Annotated in this window: 13 protein-coding genes; 8 read left to right on the forward strand and 5 right to left on the reverse strand. The window is 69.9% G+C overall.

The window, feature by feature from the left end; all coding sequences use genetic code 11:
- Positions 1-16: 16 nt before the first annotated feature.
- The 4 genes from AC3ANN_RS18330 (at position 17) to AC3ANN_RS18345 (ending at position 11,365) form a co-directional block, all read left to right on the forward strand.
- On the forward strand, positions 17-670 hold the full coding sequence (locus AC3ANN_RS18330) for a cation diffusion facilitator family transporter (protein WP_488338807.1): 654 nt from the start codon (positions 17-19) through the stop codon (positions 668-670).
- A 252-nt stretch (positions 671-922) separates the two neighbouring features.
- Positions 923-8,731: a DUF7507 domain-containing protein gene (locus AC3ANN_RS18335; protein WP_488338808.1), complete on the forward strand. Its 7,809-nt coding sequence runs from the start codon at positions 923-925 to the stop codon at positions 8,729-8,731.
- A 51-nt stretch (positions 8,732-8,782) separates the two neighbouring features.
- Positions 8,783-9,823: a Gfo/Idh/MocA family protein gene (locus AC3ANN_RS18340; RefSeq protein ID WP_488338809.1), complete on the forward strand. Its 1,041-nt coding sequence runs from the start codon at positions 8,783-8,785 to the stop codon at positions 9,821-9,823.
- A 90-nt stretch (positions 9,824-9,913) separates the two neighbouring features.
- On the forward strand, positions 9,914-11,365 hold the full coding sequence (locus AC3ANN_RS18345; RefSeq protein WP_488338810.1) for a glycosyltransferase: 1,452 nt from the start codon (positions 9,914-9,916) through the stop codon (positions 11,363-11,365).
- 17 nt (positions 11,366-11,382) lie between these two features.
- On the opposite strand, the gene AC3ANN_RS18350 is transcribed toward AC3ANN_RS18345, so the two are convergent.
- The gene (locus AC3ANN_RS18350) at positions 11,383-11,784 is read right to left on the reverse strand and encodes a DUF2255 family protein (protein WP_488338811.1); all 402 of its coding nucleotides are present in this window, start codon (positions 11,782-11,784) and stop codon (positions 11,383-11,385) included.
- Between the two features lie 154 nt (positions 11,785-11,938).
- Between AC3ANN_RS18350 and AC3ANN_RS18355 the strand changes: the two genes are divergently transcribed.
- The 3 genes from AC3ANN_RS18355 to AC3ANN_RS18365 all read left to right on the forward strand — a co-directional run bounded on the left by AC3ANN_RS18355 (position 11,939) and on the right by AC3ANN_RS18365 (position 15,454).
- A complete protein-coding gene (locus AC3ANN_RS18355; RefSeq protein WP_488338812.1) occupies positions 11,939-12,505 on the forward strand; it encodes a dihydrofolate reductase family protein in 567 nt (188 codons plus the stop codon).
- Positions 12,506-12,628: 123 nt separating this feature from the next.
- Positions 12,629-14,152: an MATE family efflux transporter gene (locus tag AC3ANN_RS18360; protein WP_488338813.1), complete on the forward strand. Its 1,524-nt coding sequence runs from the start codon at positions 12,629-12,631 to the stop codon at positions 14,150-14,152.
- A 51-nt stretch (positions 14,153-14,203) separates the two neighbouring features.
- Positions 14,204-15,454, forward strand: coding sequence for an alpha/beta fold hydrolase (locus AC3ANN_RS18365; RefSeq protein WP_488338814.1), 1,251 nt, complete (start codon positions 14,204-14,206; stop codon positions 15,452-15,454).
- A 65-nt stretch (positions 15,455-15,519) separates the two neighbouring features.
- On the opposite strand, the gene AC3ANN_RS18370 is transcribed toward AC3ANN_RS18365, so the two are convergent.
- The 3 genes from AC3ANN_RS18370 to AC3ANN_RS18380 form a co-directional block, all read right to left on the reverse strand.
- Complete coding sequence (locus AC3ANN_RS18370; RefSeq protein WP_488338815.1) at positions 15,520-17,802, reverse strand: esterase-like activity of phytase family protein; 2,283 nt, start codon at positions 17,800-17,802, stop codon at positions 15,520-15,522.
- Between the two features lie 167 nt (positions 17,803-17,969).
- Positions 17,970-18,146: a CsbD family protein gene (locus AC3ANN_RS18375; protein ID WP_488338816.1), complete on the reverse strand. Its 177-nt coding sequence runs from the start codon at positions 18,144-18,146 to the stop codon at positions 17,970-17,972.
- A gap of 49 nt (positions 18,147-18,195) precedes the next feature.
- Positions 18,196-18,906, reverse strand: a complete 711-nt coding sequence (locus AC3ANN_RS18380; RefSeq protein WP_488338817.1) for a hypothetical protein — start codon at positions 18,904-18,906, stop codon at positions 18,196-18,198.
- A gap of 146 nt (positions 18,907-19,052) precedes the next feature.
- Between AC3ANN_RS18380 and AC3ANN_RS18385 the strand changes: the two genes are divergently transcribed.
- Positions 19,053-19,868: an alpha/beta fold hydrolase gene (locus tag AC3ANN_RS18385; RefSeq protein ID WP_488338818.1), complete on the forward strand. Its 816-nt coding sequence runs from the start codon at positions 19,053-19,055 to the stop codon at positions 19,866-19,868.
- An 81-nt stretch (positions 19,869-19,949) separates the two neighbouring features.
- Here the strand turns inward: AC3ANN_RS18385 and AC3ANN_RS18390 are convergent, their stop codons facing one another.
- Positions 19,950-20,390 (reverse strand): hypothetical protein, encoded by a 441-nt coding sequence (locus AC3ANN_RS18390; RefSeq protein ID WP_488338819.1) that lies wholly within the window; start codon positions 20,388-20,390, stop codon positions 19,950-19,952.
- Positions 20,391-20,466: the final 76 nt, after the last annotated feature.

A 20,466-nucleotide genomic window follows, 5' to 3' on the forward strand; every position in this document is an offset into this window, starting at 1 on the left:
CCTTCCTGGATCCATCATGACCGCGGTCCTCGCCCCCGAGCGCCGGAGCGTCCTGCAGCGGCGCATCCGCTGGATCGTCGGGGCGACGATCGGCTACAACCTCGTCGAAGCGATCGTCGCGATCGCGGCGGGCGCGGCGGCGTCCTCGGTCGCCCTCATCGGGTTCGGACTCGACTCGACCATCGAGGTGCTCTCGGCGGCCGCCGTCGCGTGGCAGTTCACGCGCCGCGAGCCCGAGCGCTGGGAGAAGCCCACGCTCCGCGTCATCGCCGTTGCGTTCTTCGCGCTCGCCGCGTACGTAACGGCGAGCTCGCTGGTGGCGCTGATCGCGCAGGTCGAGGTCGAGCACTCGCCGGTCGGGATCGCGATCACGGCGCTCAGCGTCGTCGTCATGCCCTTCTTGTCGCTCGTCGAGCGGCGCGCGGGGCGCGAGCTGGGTTCGGCGACGGCGGTCGCCGATTCGAAGCAGACGCTCCTGTGCAGCTATCTGTCAGCCGCCGTGCTCATCGGGCTGCTGCTCAACAGCGCGTTCGGGTGGTGGTGGGTCGATGCGATCGCCGGCCTCGTCATCGCCGGCTTCGCCGTGCGGGAGGGACTCGAGGCATGGCGGGGCGACGCGTGCGCCACCTCGGTCGGGATGCTGCTCGACGACGACCACGACGGGCACTGACCGCCGCGGCTCACGGCGAAGCGTCGGCGAACTCCTTCGCGTGCTAGAGGAGGCCCTCGAGCACGGCCTCTCTGCGCATCGGGTGCTGGACCGGGCATTTCATTGCATCTGCATGATGCCCCCTGCCGGGCTGCTTGAGCACGGTGGTCTTTAGCGCCGAAGCGTCGGTCGATCAGGGGACGGCTAGAGGGTTCCCCGAGGGTCCGCGAGCGAACCGCTCCGTGGTTCGGGCGCGAACGGGGGGTGGATGGCGTGAAGATACGTGTCTCTATGGCGGCGGTCGCGGTGCTCGCGCTGCTTCTGGGCGTGCTGGCGCCGGTGGCGGTTCCCGCGGCAGTCGCGGGGCCGGGGAGTGCCATCGGCGGAGCCGTCTGGGCAGACGCCAACCGCGACGGCACCCGTACAGCGGACGAGGCGTTGAAGTCCGGGGTGACCGTCGAGCTGCTGTCGTCGCCGACCGGCCCAGTGGTCGCCACGACCGCGTCCGCCGCGAACGGAAGCTACAGCTTCGCCGACGTCGCAGACGGCAGCTACTACGTGCGGGTGGTCGCACCGGGAGCACACCGGTTCCCCGACACCGCGACAGGGCAGAACGTGTTCGTGCGTGCCGAGGTGCCGACGGCCGGCAACCCCGAGCGTGGAATCGCCGGGCCTGTGACGATCACCGGTGCGACTCAGGCGACGAGCCTGCACGCCGGTCTGCAGCCGCTCGCAACGCTCGACATCGACCGGCTCGAGATCCCGAACTCCTGCGAAGGCTTTGCGACGACGGGCACGCCGCCCTTCGACGCGGCAGCCGGACCGGGAATGGACACCGGGCCCGACAACTGCATCGTGCGCGTCGGCGACACGGTTCTGCAGAACTACTCGGTGTCGCTCACCGGCCTGCCGACAGGCGTGACCGTGCCGAACGTCGTGATCGAGCTGACGATCAACCCCGTCTCGAACCCGAACGACCCGAGCGATGTCGCGGACTCGACCTTCCAGCTCGCCGGGCCTGGCACGAACGGCCTCCCCGCAGGATGTCTAGCAGCGGCGAACGGCGCGAACCCGCCTTCGTCAGCGACCACCAACGCCAACGGATCTATCACCGTGGTGTGCAACCTCGGCCCCATGTCGTCGAACGTCGGCACCGTGCAACTGGCGTATCGGTTCGCCGACAACACGCCGATTCCGGGGTTTGCCGAGGTCACGGCCCACGCGTATACGGGGCAGGATGATGCCGCTCCGTCGGGCAGCGTCGAAGGTCCGGTGATCGAAGTGACGGGCACGGCGGAGTGGGAGGCGAAGAAGTTCCTGCAGGCTGCCCCGGTCGCCGCGACGCGGACCATCAACGGGGTCGTCACTCCCGGATTCCGCGTCCAGTACTGGATCGACATCGACAACCTCGGCGGGACCGGTGGGTCCGACCTCGAGTGGCCGATCACGTTCACGGACCGGATGACGAAGTTCCCCAACGCCGTGCTGTTCCTCTGCGAGGACCGCCGCACCGACAACAACGGTCTGAGGAGTGGCTGGACCATCACGTGCCCGATCGACGAAGCGGCGGGCGCCGACGGCTGGCCGATGACGGTCAGCAAGCCGGCGAACTCGCCGTACGACAGCACGCGCATCCTGGTGTTCGTCTTCGTGCCCACCGAGGATGCATATCGCTCGGTGGACCCGACGTGGCAGCACGGTGACACCCCGCCCACCGGTACGGTGTCGTGGCAGAACAACGTGGAAGACACCGACGGCTGGCACATGATCGGCGGTCAGCCGAACAATCCTCCTGGTGGGGTCGGACCAGGCTTCGAAGCCGGCTGGGACGGCACGACCGCGACCGGCGACAACGTGGTGCCTCGTGAGTTCAACGTCACCGAGCCCCGATGGGACCTCGCGAAGACCAATACCGGGAATGTCGTCTTCCAGGAGCGCGACCTCGACAACAACCCTGCAACCCCTGCGGTGCCCGGCTTCCAAGTCGTGTATCAGTTCAGCGTCAACGAGTCCAACGGCAACATCCTCAGCACCAACCTCGACAACATCGTGTTCAAGGATCTGATGCCGGATTGGCCGGGTGCCGTGCTCACGGGATGCGTCGGTCACTCAGGCAACTTCAACACCGGCACGCCGACGTGTGAGACAGGCGTGCAGCCGGCGGACGGCTGGGACATGAGCTTCGCCCCGAACGCGAACGGCAACAACACCAAGACCAACACGTGGCAGGCGATCTTCTTCGTTCCGACGCCGACTGTGCCCGATCCGTGCCGTGCGAACGTGAACGACACGCTCTCGTTCCGCAACGAAGCCCAGAGCACGGACGGCTGGACGGCGGACGACTGGCCCATGAACAACACCGGGTTCGAGCCCGGCTGGGACGGCACGACCGCGACCGGCAACAACGTCGCGACCCGCACCTTCAACGTGCGCAGCACCGTCAGCGACTGCGGCACCCTCCGAGGCGACAAACAGTACGAGGGCATCACCGGCGGCCTGAACGCGTGGACGCAGTTCTCGCTCGGTGACGTGGTGAACTCGCACGTGTGGACGACGGCGAGCACGAACCGCATCGCGGTCACCGACCCGGTCGTCTGCGACGTGTTCGACGTGTCGGTGTGGCGGATCTCGGGCAACCCGCTGGTCCCCATCACCGGTGCTGACCCGAATCCGCATTTGCAGGCGCGCACGGCGACGATGAATCCGGGGTTCGATCTGAACAACTACGTCATCGAGTACGCGGTCGGCTCGAACGCCGTCGATACGCAGACAGGCACCGGCAACGGACTGGACAACACGGCGAACGTGACCGACGTGCGGGCGTGCCGAAACGACGACGGCCCATGGACCACCGATCCCGCCGCGACGTTCGGTGCCGACTGGCGTGACGAGGTCAACATGGTGCGCGTTCGCCCCGTGAACGCCGGCCACGTCGAGGTCGGCCCGTTCACGCTCGGCCTGTACCTGCCGCTGCAGTCGCGCTGGCAGTACAACGGCGGGCCGAACGCCGGCGAAGACATCCCACAGGGTGTGCTGCTGAACAACTCGGGCAGCTGGCCCGAGACCAACCAGGACGGCGGCATCGTCTACGACGATGTCTCACGCCAGCTCGCAGCGAACCTCCCCATCACGGGATACAAGTACTTCACGAACGAGGCCGGCAACGCGTGGGCCGATAACACGACGGTTGCTTCCGGGCAGCGGGTGCAGTCGTGGGCGGGTCTCGAAGTCGATCAGCCGGGCATCCGCAACACCGGCACCGCGCGCGGCGTGCAAGCACCCGGAGCGCCCGAGGCGATCGGCTTCCCGGTGGACGACCCCATGGTCTGCGACACATTCGACGTGTCGGTGTTCCAGCTCGATGGCCCCGCCTGGTTCACGGCCTCCGGCCGCGCCACTGCGGCCGAGTACGTCATCGAGTACGGCATCGGCACCAACGCCGTCGACACTCAGGCGGGGGCTCCCGTCGGCGGGCTCTATCCTGTGGACCGGACCTCCCTGGTGGGAGACAACAACGGATGCCGCGCGCATGACGGCCCGTGGCACACCGACCCCGCCCAGTTCGGAGTCGACTGGCGCGACCAGGTCAACATGGTGCGGATCCGCGCGGTCGACCCCGACCACGTCGAGCACTCCGCGTTCCGGCTCGATCTGAAGATGTTCCTGCGCGCCCGCGGGTCGTACAACGGCGGCCCGAACGACGGCGAGCCGCTGCTGACCGGGATCCGCCTGTCGAACATCGGCGGCTGGTCCACGGGCCCTCGCGGTGACAACTGGGCCACGATGCAGCAGGAGGTCCGCTTTCAGGGGCTGCGCCTCATCGTCGCGAAATCCGTGGGGCAGGCGACCTACCTCCCCGGCCAGGACGCCATCTGGAACCTCAGCGTCGGGGTCAATGCGGCGCCCATCGGTGCGGTCGTCGAGAACCTCCGCCTGGTGGACACCGTCCCGCTCGGCCTCATCTACAACGAGACCTGCACCCGGAGCAGGCTCCCGGCCGGAGTGACGGTCAGCTACAACGCGGCGACTCGGGAGGTGACGTTCGTCCTCGGAGACATCACCACGACCGCGGCCAACTACTGGATCCGCACCGGCGCCACCGCGCTGCAGCTGTGCGCGACCCTGGAGACGGTCGCACAGCCTGGTGACACCTACGTCAATCAGGTCCAGGCGATGTCGGACAGCGCCGAGAACGCGCCGTCGGCGACCGCGACCACCACCGCGACCGGGTCCGGCCAGCTGGGCCTGGTGAAGAGCGTCGACAAGCCGTTCGTGGCCAGCGGTGAGACGTACACGTGGTCGCTGGACTGGGCCAACACCTCGACAGTCATCTCGTTCCAGCCGACCGACACGATCGATGTGCTGCCGTGGAACGGCGACGGTGATCCGGCGACCGGCTCGGCGCGAGGTCAGTACGCGTCAGACTACGACGGCCTCTCCGAGTTGACCGGGCCTCTCGCGCTCCCGACGTACGTGCGCGGTGGAACGGGGGACGTCGCCGGGACGTGGTACTACTCCATCGCGGCTCCCTCGACGTTGAACCACGACCCGCGCGATGCCTCGAATGCGAATCCGGCGGCCGCCGGCGGCACGTGGCGGACCGCCGCCGAGATCACGGACTTCGCCGACGTGACGGCTGTGCGGTTCGTGGCGACGGAGTGGCTCGGCACGGGGGCGCGTGTTCGCGCTCAGATCCCGATGGTGTCGACGAGCGACGAACTCAACAACCTGTACGTGAATCGAGCGCAGATCTTCTCGGGAACGTTCCCCAACCAGCCGCTGCTGTCGAACGAGCCGTACGTGATCATGCCGGGTTTCACGCTCGGCGATCTCGTGTGGCTCGACCGCAACGGCAATGGCAGGTTCGATGCGGGTGAGCAGGGGATCCCGGGCGTGGCCATCGAGGTGCTCGACTCCGACGGCGACGTCGTCGCGACGAGGACGACCGACGCGCAGGGCCGCTGGTCGGTCACCGAGATCCCGGCCGGCACCTACACCGTGCACATCCCGGCCGAGATGTTCGCCCCGGGCGGGCTACTCGAGACCTACGTGGTCCGCACCGTCGGCTCGGGCAGCTCCGATACCCCCAACGAGACAGCCGACAACAACAACACCGCGACGCCGAACCCCGCCACGACGGGGCTCACGAGCTCGCCGGTCACGCTGTCGTATGTCTACGAGAACGATCAGCTCGTCAGCGCCGACGGCCCGTCGGGCGATGATGTGGCGCAGCTCGCTCCGCCGCTCATCCCTGATGCCTTCAGCACGTTCACGGTGGACTTGGCGCTGCTGCCGGGGCCGTCGATCGACATCGAGAAGGCGACGAACGGGCAGGATGCCGACACCCCGACCGGCCCGAATGTCACGGTGGGAGGCGAAGTGCGGTGGACGTACGTCGTCACCAACACCGGCGACGTCGACCTCACGAACGTGACCGTGACCGACGATCAGGTCCCCGCAGACGACATCGACTGTGCGGGCACGGACAGCAACGTGGTTCCGGGTCCGCTCGCCCCCGAGGCATCCTTCACATGTGTCGCGACGGGCACGGCGACACCGGGGCAGTACGCGAACACGGGCACCGTGACCGGGCTCGATCCGGCTCAGGTCGCAGTGACCGACGAGGATCCGTCGCACTACTTCGGGATCGACCCGTCCGTCGACATCGAGAAGGCGACGAACGGGCAGGATGCCGATAGCCCGACCGGCCCGCTGGTCACGGTCGGCGGTGAGGTGCGGTGGACGTACGTGGTGACGAACACCGGCAACGTGCCGCTGACGAACGTGACGGTGACGGACGACATGGTGGATCCGTCGCAGATCGATTGCGAAGGGACGGGCAGCAATGTCGTTCCCGGCCCTCTCGCGCCGGACGCGACGTTCACGTGCGTGGCGAACGGCACGGCGACACTGGGTCAGTACACGAACCTGGGCACGGTGGTGGGCACGGGGCCGGAGACGGCGGATGTCGACGGGAATCCGGTGGCGGGTGCGCAGGTGACCGACGACGACCCGTCGCATTACCTCGGCGTTGCGCCTGCGGTGGATATCGAGAAGTCCACGAACGGGCAGGATGCCGACACCCCGACGGGCCCGCTGGTCGCGGCTGGCGGGGATGTGCGGTGGACGTATGTGGTGACCAACACCGGCACGGTGCCACTGACGAACGTCACGGTCACCGACGACCTGGTGGCAGCCGCCGAAATCGACTGCGACGGCACGGGGTCGAATGTGATCCCGGGGCCGCTCGCCCCGCAGGCGTCGTTCACGTGCGTCGCCGAGGCCACCGCGATCGCCGGTCAGTACGCGAACCTCGGCACGGTGACCGGCACCGGCCCGGTGACGACGGATGTGAACGGTGACCCGGTGGCGGGGCAGCAGGTGTCCGACACCGACCCGTCGCACTACTTCGGTGTCGCACCGCAGGTCGATATCGAGAAGCACACCAACGGGCAGGACGCCGACACCCCAACGGGCCCGTTCGTGACCGTCGGCGGTGGCGTGCGGTGGACGTACGTGGTCACCAACACCGGGAACGTCCCGCTCACGGACGTGATCGTGACCGACGACCTCGTCGCCGCGGACGACATCGACTGCGCCGGGACGGGCAGCAACGTGATTCCCGGACCGCTCGCGGCCGAGGCATCCGTCACGTGCGTTGCAACCGGCACCGCCACCACAGGCCAGTACGCGAACCTGGGTTCGGTGACCGGCGTCGGACCCTCGACGACCGATGTCGACGGCGATCCGGTCACCGGCGTGACAGTGGACGACGAGGATGCGTCGCACTACTTCGGCGCCGTCCCCGCGGTCGACATCGAGAAGCACACGAACACGCAGGACGCCGACGAGCCCACGGGGCCGCTCGTGAGCGTCGAGGGTGCGGTGCGATGGACGTACGTGGTCACCAACACCGGGAACGTCCCGCTCACGAACGTGATCGTGACCGACGATCAGGTCGCAGCCGGCGGGATCGACTGCGGCGGCACCGGCTCGAACGTGACCCCAGGCCCGCTGGCGCCGCAGGCGTCGGTCACGTGCGTCGCGAACGGCACGGCGATCGCGGGGCAGTACGCGAACCTCGGCACCGTGGTGGGCACGGGTCCCGAGACGACCGATGTCGACGGGAACCCGGTGGTCGGGCAGCAGGTCACCGACGGCGACCCGTCGCACTACCTCGGCATCGCGCCCGCGATCGACATCGAGAAGCTCACCAACGGGCAGGATGCCGACACCCCGACCGGGCCGCTGGTGCCGGTAGGCGATGCCGTCGAGTGGAGGTACGTGGTCACGAACATCGGCGACGTGCCGCTGACGAACGTCACCGTCACCGATGATCGTATTCCGGCATCCGCGATCGACTGCGCCGAGACCGGGACCAACGTGATCCCGGGCACGCTCCTCCCCGGCGATTCGTACACCTGCATCGCCGCGGGCACCGCGACCGCCGGGCAGTACGCGAACCTCGGCACCGTGACCGGTGTCGGGCCGACCACCACGGGCGTGGAGGGGGAGGTCATCGAAGGCGAGCAGGTCGATGACGAAGACTGGTCGCACTACTTCGGCGCCGCCCCCGCGGTCGACATCGAGAAGCACACGAACGGGCAGGATGCCGACACCGCGCCCGGCGTGTCGCTCGCGGTCGGCGCGGTCGTGGAATGGACGTACGTGGTGACCAACACCGGCAACCTTCCGCTGACGAACCTCGTGGTCACGGACGACAAGGTCGCAGCCTCGGAGATCTGGTGCGGCGACACCGAGTCGAACGTGGTGGCAGGGCCGCTGGCGCCCGGTGAGTCCTTCACGTGCAACGCGTTCGGAGTCGCGGTTGCCGGGCCGTATGTGAACGTCGGTGCGGTGACGGCGGACGTCCCGGCGCTGCAGACGTCGGTGACCGACGACGACCCCGCGCACTATGTGGCGTCGCTGCTGCCGGCCCCGCCGGTCGCCCCCACGCCGCCTGCCCCGACCGCGCTGCCGGCGACAGGGGGTGCGGTGCCCGTGATCGGGCTCGTCGGCGGTGGCCTCCTCGCGCTCCTCGGCCTGCTAGTGGTCGTGACCACCCGGCGCCGGAGGACGTGACCCGCGGGCGGCGGTACTCTGGCAGACCTGCCCGGCGGTGAGGAGAGCCCGATGATCAGACTCGCGACGATCGGCACGAGCGCCATCGTGCGCACGTTCCTCGGGGTGGTCCGCGGCATCGACGGCATCGAGGCGACCGTGGCGTACTCGCGCGACCTCGAGCGGGCACGCACGTTCGCAGCCGAGAACGGGGTGGCCTCGGCATCTGCGGATCTTCCCGCCCTGCTCGCGTCGGGAGCCGTCGACGCCGTGTACATCGCGTCGCCGAACGGGCTCCACCACGCGCAGGCGCTGCAGGTGCTGCGGGCCGGTCGCCACGCGTTGATCGAGAAGCCCGCGACACTCGCGGCCGGCGAGTTCGCCGAGCTCGTCGACGAGGCGCGCGCGCGTGACGTCGTGGTGTTCGAGGCGATGCGCAGCGCGTACGACCCCGCGTTCGACGTGGTGCGGGAGCTGCTCCCCGAGCTCGGAGTCGTGCGCGGGGTGTCGTTCTCGTACTGCCAGCGCTCGGCGCGCTACGACCGCGTGCTCGCGGGCGAGCGCGTCAACATCTTCGACCCTGCCCTCGGCGGCGGGGCGCTCAACGACCTCGGCGTCTATCCGATCAGTGCGCTCGTCGACCTGTTCGGCGAGCCGACGGATATCTCGGCGCTGACGATCCCCGTCGCCTCCGGTGCCGACGGTTCCGGCGTCGCGCTGCTGCGGTACGAGGGGTTCGCGGCCGACGTGTCGTACTCGAAGATCACGGCGTCGGCCCGGCCGAGCGAGATCCAGGGTGAGCGCGCCACCCTCGAGATCGACCACATCGCCGCGCCCGCGCGGCTGACGCTCCGGCGGACCGACGGCACGGTCGAAGTCCGCGACCTGCGCGACCCGGCCACGAACACGGGTGGTCCCGAGTTCAACATGGCCTTCGAGGTGCGACGGTTCCTGGACCTAGTGGCGGCGGCCGTCCCCCCGCCTCCCCCACGCAGCGCGGGCGGGCTGCGCGGAGCCTCCGGGCGCGTGGGCCCAGCCGCACCCGACCACGCGCGCACGCTCGCAGTGCTGCGCACCGTGGAGCTGATCCGCGCGAACTCGCGACCCGTGTAGCGCCGCGGGACACGGCATCCGTCGCCTCCTCCCGCTGACGGCACGGCGCAGCCTCAGTGATCTTCCAGCCGCGAGTTCTAGCGTGCCTGCGTGGTGGTGCTTCCCCACGGTCGGTACTACACGCTCGCGTGGACGATCCCCGACGCGATCGGTGGTCTCACGAGCGCCATGCTGCAGCGTTCGCGGGCGTTCGCGCGGCTCGGCGGCGTCACGGTGGACGTGCTGACCTTCGACGACCGCGTCGACTACGCGACGGTCGCGCAGCGTCTCCGTGAACAGGGCGAGCTCGTGGACGGCATGCGGATCGTCAACCTCTGGGACTGGTTCCGCGAACACGAGGTGCGACCTGCAGCCCTGCCCCTCGGTGAGCCCGCACGCGCTTTCACGCCCTTGTCGCACGACCTCGCGGATCAAGAGGCCGCTCACCGCGACAGCGTGGATCTCAACGCCGCACGCCTCGCCGCCGACGGCAAGACCGTTCTCCAGGTCGATCACCGCCGGTGGGACGGGTCGCTCGTGGCGAGCGACCGCCGTGACACCCTCGAGCGAGGTGTGCTCGGCGGCAGGGCGATCGTCGTGTGCGACCGGCAGGGGCGCCCCGTGCGCTCCTGGGCCACCTCGTGGTCGCTGTACCGCTGGTGGCTGGACCGGCTGACCCGGGGTGATCGCCCGTGCTTCCTCATCGCCGACAGCAAGCCCGTCTCCCGGTTCCTGCACACCTACCGGCGTCCCGACCGGACGACGGTGCACGTCGTGCACGGGTCGCACCTGGCCGGCAACATCGGACCCTGGGGGCGCCTGCGACCTTCCCGGGCCGAGGTGTTCCGTCACCTCGACGAGTACGACGCGGTGGTGTTCCTCACCGAGCGGCAGCGCCGCGACACCCGCATCCTGTTCGGTCGCCGCCCCAATCTGTGCGTCATTCCGAACGCTCGCACATTCCCGCCCCCGCCCTCCCTTCAGCGCGTTGCCGGCTCGGGCGTCGTGTTGTGCGCGCTGTCGGGACTCAAACGTCCCGAGCAGGCGGTGCGTGCGGTGCTGCTCGCGCGCCGCTCGGTGCCCGAGCTGACGCTCGACGTCTACGGCGACGGGCCTCGCCGCGGCGCCATCGAGCGGCTCGTCGAGGCGGAGGACGCGCACGACGTCGTGAAACTGCACGGGTTCGTGCCCGACGCGCGGGAACACCTTGCCGAGGCGTCCTTCCTGCTCATGACCTCGCGCTCCGAGGGATTCGGGCTGGTGATCCTCGAGGCCATGGGCGCCGGTTGCATCCCCATCGCCTACGACATCCGATACGGCCCCGCCGATCTGATCGACCACGGGGGAAACGGCTTCCTGGTGACGAGCGGCTACGTCCGGGGCCTCGTGCGCGCGATCCTGCGATTGCAGCGGATGCCGCCGGCCGACGTGGTCCGCATGCGCGAGCGCGCGCGGCAGACCGCCGAGGCCTACCGAGACGAGCGGGTGCTCCCGCTGTGGGCGCGCGAGCTCGCCGCGGCACGGGAGCGCAACCTCGCGAGCCTCGGCAGCCCACGGAACTGAGCCGAGGTGGACGAAGGTCAGCGGGCGTCGAGGCGGAGGGTGGCCTCGTGACTGACCGGCCCCACTACCGTGCCCACGATCGCGGGGCCGTGCCTGTCGTACTTCGCGTGGAAGGCGGCATCCACCGCCTGCTGCACGACGGTCTCGTCGGCGTCGATGCGGGCGAACGACACCTCGCGGTCGACGCCGCCGGCCTGGATGCGCCCGATGCCCGATGCCACCGCACGGCGGAACCACGGGTTGTCGGTGCCGTAGGCCGAGCGGATGTAGATGTGGTCGCCCGCGCGCACGGCCCAGATCGTCACGAACGGGCGTTCCGTCCCGTCGGAGCGGACCGATGAGACGCGAAGCTCCTCCGCTCCTGCGATGCGCTCGAGTTCGTCGGACGTGAACGGGTTCGCGGGCATGGACTCTGACATGGTGGCTCCCCTCCGAGGCGTGACCCCAGTCAACACTGCTCTGCGCGCCGACCGCGCGGGGGGTTCCGTCGCGCCGCCGCCCGGCCTACGCTCGGGGCTCGGAGGGCCGGACCGGACGTCGCATCACGCAGCAGGCGAGACGAAGGAGACTTCGATGCAGACCTTGACCGTGGACTTCATCATGTCGCTCGACGGCTACGGTGCCGCCGAGGGCTGGCCCGGCTGGTGGGGCCTCGAGAGCCCCGAGTATCTCGGGTGGCTCGACGAGCTTCCCGACAAGGATCATCCGATCCTCATGGGCGCGACGACCTATCGCCTGATGTCGCAGTTCGCGGCCTCCGGCGAGGAGGGCGTCGACGTGCTCAACGGGGTGCAGAAGTTCGTGTTCTCGTCGACGCTGGACGAGCCGCTCGCGTGGGAGAACTCGACGCTCGTACGCGACGACGCCATCGAGTACGTGCAGCGACTGAAAGAGGAGTCGGCGGTCCCGCTGCGCACGCTCGGCAGCGTCGCGCTGTGCCGCTCGCTGCTCGTCGCCGGGCTGGTCGACCGGTACCGGGTCGTCGTGTTCCCGGTGATCACGGGAGCCACCGGCCAGGATCGCATCTTCGACGGGTACCCCGACGTGCTGCTCGAACTCGTCGAATCGCGGACGTTCGATCAGCGCACTCAGCTGCTCGAGTACATCCCGACCGTGCTCGAAGGTCCTCCGCAGGCCTGAGCGCCCGGCGCGGCGGGCCGCGCGCGCAGGCGCAAGTCGTCGGCAGCCGAATCGATTCGATAGACTGTCGGGTCGTCGCCCCGACATCCTTCTGCCCGCCCTTCTCGCTCGAGAGCCGCCTCCATGACCACCGCCCTCACCACGGGCCGCCCGTGGCGTGTCATCGCGCTGTTCGCCGTCCCCCTGCTGATCGGCAACGTCGTCCAGCAGCTCTACCAGTTCGCCGACGCCGTCGTGGTCGGCCGGCACCTCGGCGTCGACGCGCTCGCCGCGGTGGGCGCGACGGGCAGCATGCTGTTCCTGCTGCTGGGGTTCGCGTGGGGACTCACGTCGGGCTTCGCGATCCCGACGGCGCAGGCGTTCGGCGCCGGAGATGTCGCGGCGGTGCGGCGCTCGGTCGCGGCGGGCACGCTGCTCACCGGGGCGTGCACGGTGCTGCTCACCATCGGCGCGCCGCTCCTCGCGGGTCCGCTGTTGGACCTGCTGCGCACGCCGGCCGAGCTCATGGACGACGCCGTCGTCTTCGCGCAGGTCAGCTTCGTCGGCGCCGGCGCCCTGATGTTCTTCAACTACCTGTCGGCAATCATCCGTGCCATCGGCGACTCGCGGACGCCGCTGGTGTTCCTGACGCTCGCGTGCGTCCTCAACGTCGGGCTCGTGATCGTCATGGTCGGGCCGCTGGATTGGGGCGTGGGCGGTGCTGCTCTCGCGACCGTGGTCTCGCAGGCCGTCTCGGTGCTCCTGTGCCTCGAGTTCGTACGGCGACGGATGCCGGTGCTTCACGTGCGCCGGGAGGATTGGCGCGTGACGCGTGCCGAGCTGGGCGAGCACTTGCGCCTCGGCCTGCCGATGGGCTTCCAGGCGTCGATCATCGCGATCGGGACGCTCACGGTGCAGGTCGCGCTCAACGACCTCGGCGCCGAGGCGGTCGCCGCGTACACCGCGGCGTCGCGCGTCGACGGCCTCGCCGTCGCGCTGCTGCAGTCGCTCGGGCTCGCGGTGTCGATGTTCGTGGCGCAGAACCACGGCGGCGGGCGGCCGGACCGCATCCGGCGCGGGGTGACGCAGGCGACCTGGATGTCGGTCGCCGTGTCGATCGTGCTCGGCGCGCTGCTGATCGCCTTCGGTGCGTTCCTCGTTCGGCTGTTCGTCGGCGATGAGTCGGCGCACGTGGTCGACCTCGCCGCACAGATGCTCGCGATCAACGGCGCGACCTACTGGCTGCTCGGCATCCTGTTCGTCCTGCGCGGGGCGCTGCAGGGACTCGGGCACACCCTCATCCCGACCATCACCGGGGTGATCGAGCTCGTCATGCGCGTCGCCGCCGCCGTCGTGCTCGGCGGCGCGATCGGGTTCGCCGGCGTCGCCGCGAGCAACCCGCTCGCGTGGCTGGGGGCGGTCGTCGTGCTCGTGCCGGCGTACCTGCACGCGCACCGCCAGCTCGCCGCGACGCCGATCGCGCCCACGGTGGTGACGCCGACGACGCCGATCCCGGTGATCGGACCGACCGACGGCTCGATGGTCGTCGACGCCGTCGTCACACAGCCCATCGTGCTGCCGACGGGCACCCAGACCCCGGGGGGGCTGCGCCGCGTGCGCCGTCCGTTCGCGGCGGCGACGCGCGTGGCCCGGCGCACCCGGAAGTAGCGGAGACCGCGGGCCTCGGCATCCGTCGCCGGCACGGCCTAGGCTCGCTGCATGTCTGTGACGACGCGCCGCATGCAGGATCTCACCGTTCACGACCACACCCTCACCGTCCCGCTGGTGTGGGCCGACCCGGCCGACTCGCGCACGATCGACGTGCATGCGGCCGAGGTCGTGCGCGAGGGTGGTGAGCGCCTGCCGTACCTGGTGTTCCTGCAGGGCGGACCGGGGCACGAGGCACCGCGTCCGTTCCATTCACCCGGGGCGCCGTCGTGGCTCGACGCCGCGCTCGAGCACTACCGCGTCGTGCTGCTCGACCAGCGCGGCACCGGGCGCTCCACCCCCGTCGGCGACGCCGACCTCGACCGCGGCGACGACGAGCTCGCCGAGTACATCACGCACCTGCGCGCCGACGCGATCGTGCGTGATGCCGAGGCGGTGCGCGAGCACCTGGGCGCGACGACGTGGAGCGTGCTCGGACAGTCGTTCGGCGGGTTCACGACGCTGGCGTATCTGTCGACGGATGCCTCGTCCCTCGAGCACGTGTACATCACGGGCGGGCTGAGCGCCGTGGGCCGGCATCCCGACGACGTCTACTCGCTCACGTACGACAAGATGCGCACCGAGTCGGAGCGGTACTACCGGCGCTTCCCCACGCATCGCGACAAGGTCCGGCGCGTGGTCGACCTCGCGGCGGCCGGCCGGCTCGTGCTGCCCGACGGCGAGGTCGCGTCGGTGTCGCGCGTGCGCTCGCTCGGCTCGCTCCTCGGGAGCAACGACGGCTGGCAGACCCTCTGGACGCTGCTCGAGCACGAGCCTCACACCAACGCGTTCCGTCACGACCTCGCGGCGGCGATGCCGTTCGGCGCGCGCAATCCGCTGTACTACGTGTTCCACGAGTCGAGCTACGCCGACGGGTTCGCCACGCGGTGGTCGGCAGACCGCGTCGAGCCCGACGACTTCCGCGCGGACCCGACCCTGCTCACGGGCGAGCACGCGCGCCGCGAGTGGCTCGACACCGTGCCGGGCCTGCTGCCGTGGCGCGAGGTGACGCTGGCGCTCGCCGAGTTCGAGTGGCCGCGGCTGTACGATGCGGCCGCGATCGCGGCATCCGGTGTCCGCGGCGCAGCGGCCGTGTACGTCAACGACGTCTACGTGCCGTTCGAGTTCTCGATGGACACCGCGCGGCTCCTGCCCGGCGTCACGCCGTGGATCACGAGCGAGCACGAGCACAACGGCCTGCGCTCGAGCGGCGGCGTGCTCGAGCGGCTCATCGACCTCGCGCACGGGCGTCGTGTGCGCTGACCGAGACGATGGAGGAGGGGGATGCCGCGGCATCCCCCTCCTCGCGTGTCCGTGGTGCGAACGGCTCAGCCAGCGAGCGTCACCGTGTCGATCGTGACCGCGGCGATGCCGGGGTGGTCACTGAAGACGCCGTCCATGCCGGCGGCGATGAACACCTCGAGCTCGCCCGCCAGGTCGCCGTAGGCGGCCGGGTCTGCGCTCGAGCGGAACTCCACCGGGAGAAACTGGTTCTCGGCGCGGAAGGTCCAGCCGTGCACCGACAGGCCCGCGGCGTGGGCGTCGGCGATCACCGGCGTCGGGGTGCCGAGCGTGCCGGCTGCCGTGCGCGGGATCATGACCGACTTCTCGAGGCCGACGCCGTCGGCGTACGTCGCGATCTCGGCGAGGCCGGCCGGCGTCACGAGGTCGCGATAGGTGCGCGGGTCGCCGGCGAGCGTGAAGTCGTAGGGGCGGCCCGACGAGTTCACGAGCTGGGCGAGCGTCACGTCGGTCAGCTCGTCGAGGTCGCGGAGGTTCGCGGTCTCGAAGCTCTGCAGGATCACCGGCGCCTCCGCGCGGTCGAGGCCGTTCGCCCGCAGCGCCGCCACGAGCGGCTCCTCGAGCGACAGACCGATCGCGTCGAAGTACGACGGGTGCTTGGTCTCGGGGTAGACACCGACGGGGCGGCCGTCGCAGCTCACCGAGTGCCGCGCGAGGTCCATGACCTCGTCGAGCGTCGGGATGAGGTAGAGGCCGTCGAACGCGGTGTTGCCGGGACGCACCTGCGGCAGGCGCTCCTTCGCGCGGAGCGTCCGCAGCTCGGCGAACGTGAAGTCCTCGGTGAACCACCCGGTGATGCTCGTGCCGTCGATGACCTTGGTGGTCCTGCGGTCGGCGAACTCGGGCCGGGCCGCGACATCCGTCGTTCCCGAGATCTCGTTCTCGTGCCGGGCGACGAGCACGCCGTCCTTGGTCGAGACGACATCGGGCTCGATGTAGTCGGCGCACTGCACGATCGCCGCCTCGTAGGCCGCGAGGGTGTGCTCGGGGCGCGAGCCGCTGGCACCGCGGTGCCCTATGAGGCTCACCGTCGACGGCTCCAGCTTCGTCTTGTCGAGGTCGATCACCGCGAACTCGGTGTCGTCGGGCGTGCCGGGGATGCGGGCGTCGTTGCCCGGGTAGTTGTTGTCGTTGCCGATGAGGAGGCTGCCGTCCTTCAACTGGAGTACGGTCTCGAACGACTGCACGGGCAGCGAGAAGATCTCGCCGGTGCCGTAGCCGTCGCCGTCGCCGATGCCATCGGGGTTGGCGATGCGCAGCGCGTCGAGCACGAGCGACTTCTCGACGTAGCCCTCGGCGTCGGTGCGACGCAGGTCGACCTCGTACACGCGCTTGGTGACGGCCTGCTCGCCCTCGAAGTCGTCGCGCTCGATGAGCAGCAGCACGTCGTTGCGCACGGTGAACGCGTCGCCGATGACGTTGGCCTCCTGGTCGGTCTGGTAGCTCCACGTGCGGCCGGTGTACGCGCCTGCACGCGTGTCGAACTCGAGGATCTCGCGACGGCGCAGGTCGGGGTCGTCGGCATAGGAGCCCTCGACCACCGGGTACAGGTAGCGGCCGCTCGTCGAGGCCGCCATCGCCTCGAACCCGCGGCTCGAGCGCACGCGCGGCGTCTCGCCCGCGGCGAGGTAGGGGTTCTGCGGGGACTTCGCACCGTCGAGCGCGTACGGCTTCTCGAGCAGCGAGCCCTCGGCGTCGAAGTGGAGGAGGAACGGGCCGAACTCCTCGCCGACCCAGAACGTGCCGTCCTTGGCGCGGACGACCGACTCGATGTCGAAGTCGGCGCCGGTGAGGAGGCGCTCCTCGGTGCCGTCGTTCACGATCGGGAAGTCGAGCACGCCGTTGCGGTCGTTGTACGAGATGAAGCGCTCTATCTGGATCGAGCCTTCACCGCCCTTGGCCGTCTGCCAGGCGGGGCGCACGAGGTAGTTGCGCAGGAGGAAGTCGGCGGAGTTGCCCTTCGAGCCGAAGCCGTTGTCGGGCTGCGCCCAGAACGTGCCGTCGCCGTTGTCGATCATGGCCGAGAAGCCGGGGATCACCTGCCCCTGCCACGGTCCGGTGCGGCCGTTCGCGGGGCTCGCGAGTGCGCCCGACGCCGGCCCCGGCTCGAGGTGGTCGGCCGACAGCGTGGCCCGCGCCACGAGCGTCGGCACGTGGGTCTGGACGTAGGGCGACTGCGAGCGCCCGTCGGCGGGGTTCGCCGACGGCGCGGCGCTCGCCGCGGTGGGGACGAGGGCGACCGCGGCAGCGGCGGCGGTCGTGACGGTGAGCAGGCGCAGCAGCGCGCGCGACGTGCGAGTTCGACTCATGCCCCGACGCAATCGGGGCGGATCTGCCGCACGATGACGATGCGCCGACCAACGCAGGGCCGTTCGGTGAACGTGCGGCGAGCAGCTGGTGAGAATGCCTTAACACGACGCGTGCCGACACAGCGATGCCCCGGGGTGAGAACATCCCGGGGCATCGCGGCGGAAGATCAGCGGTCGTCGGTGAACGCGTCCTTGACCTCTTCGCCGGCCTTCTTCATCTTGGCGCTGGCCTGATCGGCCACGCCCTCGGCCTGAAGGCTCTCGTTGTCGGTCGCGTCGCCGATCTTCTCCTTGGCCTTGCCCTTCATGTCTTCCATGTCGTGCTTCATGTCGTCCATGCCCATCGGGGTATCTCCTTTTCTCGAGTGGTTCTCGGGTGTGCGGTCGCCGGCGTCACTCGCCGAGACCGACGCGGTCGACGCGGCGGTGGTAGCGCATGCCCGCCATGCCGCCGAGCACTGCCGCGGCGAGCGTGATGACGGCGGCGCCGAGGGCGGTCAGGATGCCGGTGGTCGTGGCCGTCTCGGGTGTCACCGGGATCCGCGGGAAGCCGTCGAGGTCGCCGAGGATGTCCCATTGGCTGCCGGCGACCGCGGTGAGGATCGCGACGACCACGGCGAAGACGACGGCCCACAGCCAGACGGCGAGGCCCTGCTTCGCACCGCTGAACCGCGCCATCCGCCCGGCCACGTAACCGCCGGCGAAGTAGGCGAGGAACAGCACGACGGCGATGGCGATCGCGCCGATGATCGTCGCGGCGCCCATGTTCTCGTTCGCCGCCTCCGCGGCGTCCTCCATGGATTCCGGTGCGGCGAGCCCGAGTGCCGCTCCGACAGCGGCGACGACGGCGGTCAGCATGAGGAGCGCCCCCATCGCCGTCAGCCAGCCCAGGAACGCCGAGCCGAACTTGATTCCGCCGAACCGCTCGCGCTCGCGATGCACGACGTCCTCGCGCAGCGTCGGCCCGTCGTCCGCCACCGTGCGCCGGTCGTCCGCGACGGTGCGACGATCGTCGGCGATCCCGTCTCCGTCGGCGTCGTACCGCGCCGTCGGCGGGTCGGCGCGTCGGCCGGCCGATTCGTCGTAGGGGTGATCGGTGCTCATGCCCAGAAGCTATGCCGCGCAGCGGATTCGGCCAGCCCTCTTGCCAACGGGCATCGAGCGGCGTAACCTCTGCCGCCCGGAGGCCTGAGGCGCGCGGGCGGGTCATGCGTGCCTGGGACGACCTCGACCGGAGCAGAATGGGCGGCATGGACGCCGCTCCGCTGGTTCGCACCGAGATGCCCGCCCCGAGCTTCGTGATGTCGGAGGAGGGGTATCAGCTCGCGACGTACTCGTGGGGGGATCCGGATGCCCAGCCCGTGCTGTGCGTGCACGGCTTCGCGTCGAGCTGCCGCGACAATTGGGTCGAGACCGGCTGGGTGCGCGACCTCACGCGCGCCGGATACCGCGTGATCGGGATCGATCAGCGCGGGCACGGCTCGAGCGACAAGCCGCACGATCCGCACGCGTACTCGATGGCCTCGTTCGTGTCGGATCTCGTCGTGGTGCTCGACACATACCTCGTCGGCGAGGCGCGCTACGTCGGCTACTCGCTCGGCGCACGCGTGGGCTGGCAGCTCGCGGTCGACCATCCCGAGCATGTCGGGCGTGCCGTGCTCGGCGGGATCCCCGACGGGCGACCGCTCGCACGACTGCAGATCGACCAGGCGCGGGCGTATGCCGAGGAAGGCATACCCGTCGAGGATCCGGTGACGCAGAACTACGTGAAACTCGCCGAGCGCGTGCAGACGAACGACCTCCGGGCACTCGTCGCTCTCGCGGAGGGCATGCGCCTCGGAGACGCGGACCCCGATCCTGCCCGGCCGCCCGTGCAGCCGGTGCTCTTCGCGACCGGATCGGAGGACGCCATCCTGCCGCGGTCCCGCGCGCTCGCCGCGAAGGCGCCGAACGGCACGTTCGAGGAGATCCCGGGACGACACCACTTCAACACGCCCGGGTCACGTGTCTTCCGGCAGACCGCCCTCCCATTCCTCGCTGGGTCGGCGCCGAGCGCGGACGCCTGACGTGCGCCCGGATGCCGCGAGCCGCGGCATCCGCCCCCATGGGTGAGGGGATGCCGCGGCACGTCAGCGGGGAGATCGGGCTCAGTCGACGGCGGCCTTCACCAGTGCGGTGACGCGCTTCTCGACGTCCGCGTTCCACGCGGTCACCGCGAAGCCGATGGGCCACATGTCGCCGTCGTCGAGCGTCGAGGGATCGTCGAAGTTGATCGTGGCGTAGCGCGTCTTGAACTTCGACGCGGGCTGGATGAACACGACCACCTTGCCCGCCTCGTTCGCGTACGCCGGGAAGCCGTAGAAGGTCTTGGGCACGAGATCGGGCGCCGTCTCGCTCACGACCTTGTGCAGGCCCTCGGCCAGCACCTTGTCGGTGCCCTCGAGCTTCGCGATCGCCTCGAGCACCTGCTTGGTGCCCGCCTCGCGGCTCTTGCCGGCCTTCGCCTGAGCGCGCAGCTCCTTCGCGCGCTGCTTGACGGCATCGCGCTCCTCCTGCGACAGCCCGTCCGACGTCGTCTTCCCTGCCATGATCTGCTCCTTCACACTCGTGGGCCTCTCGGCCGATGCCCACAACGCTACGGACGCCGCCTCCGGCGCGCTTCTC

The sequence above is a fragment of the Microbacterium sp. STRO-2N genome, from assembly GCF_057747775.1.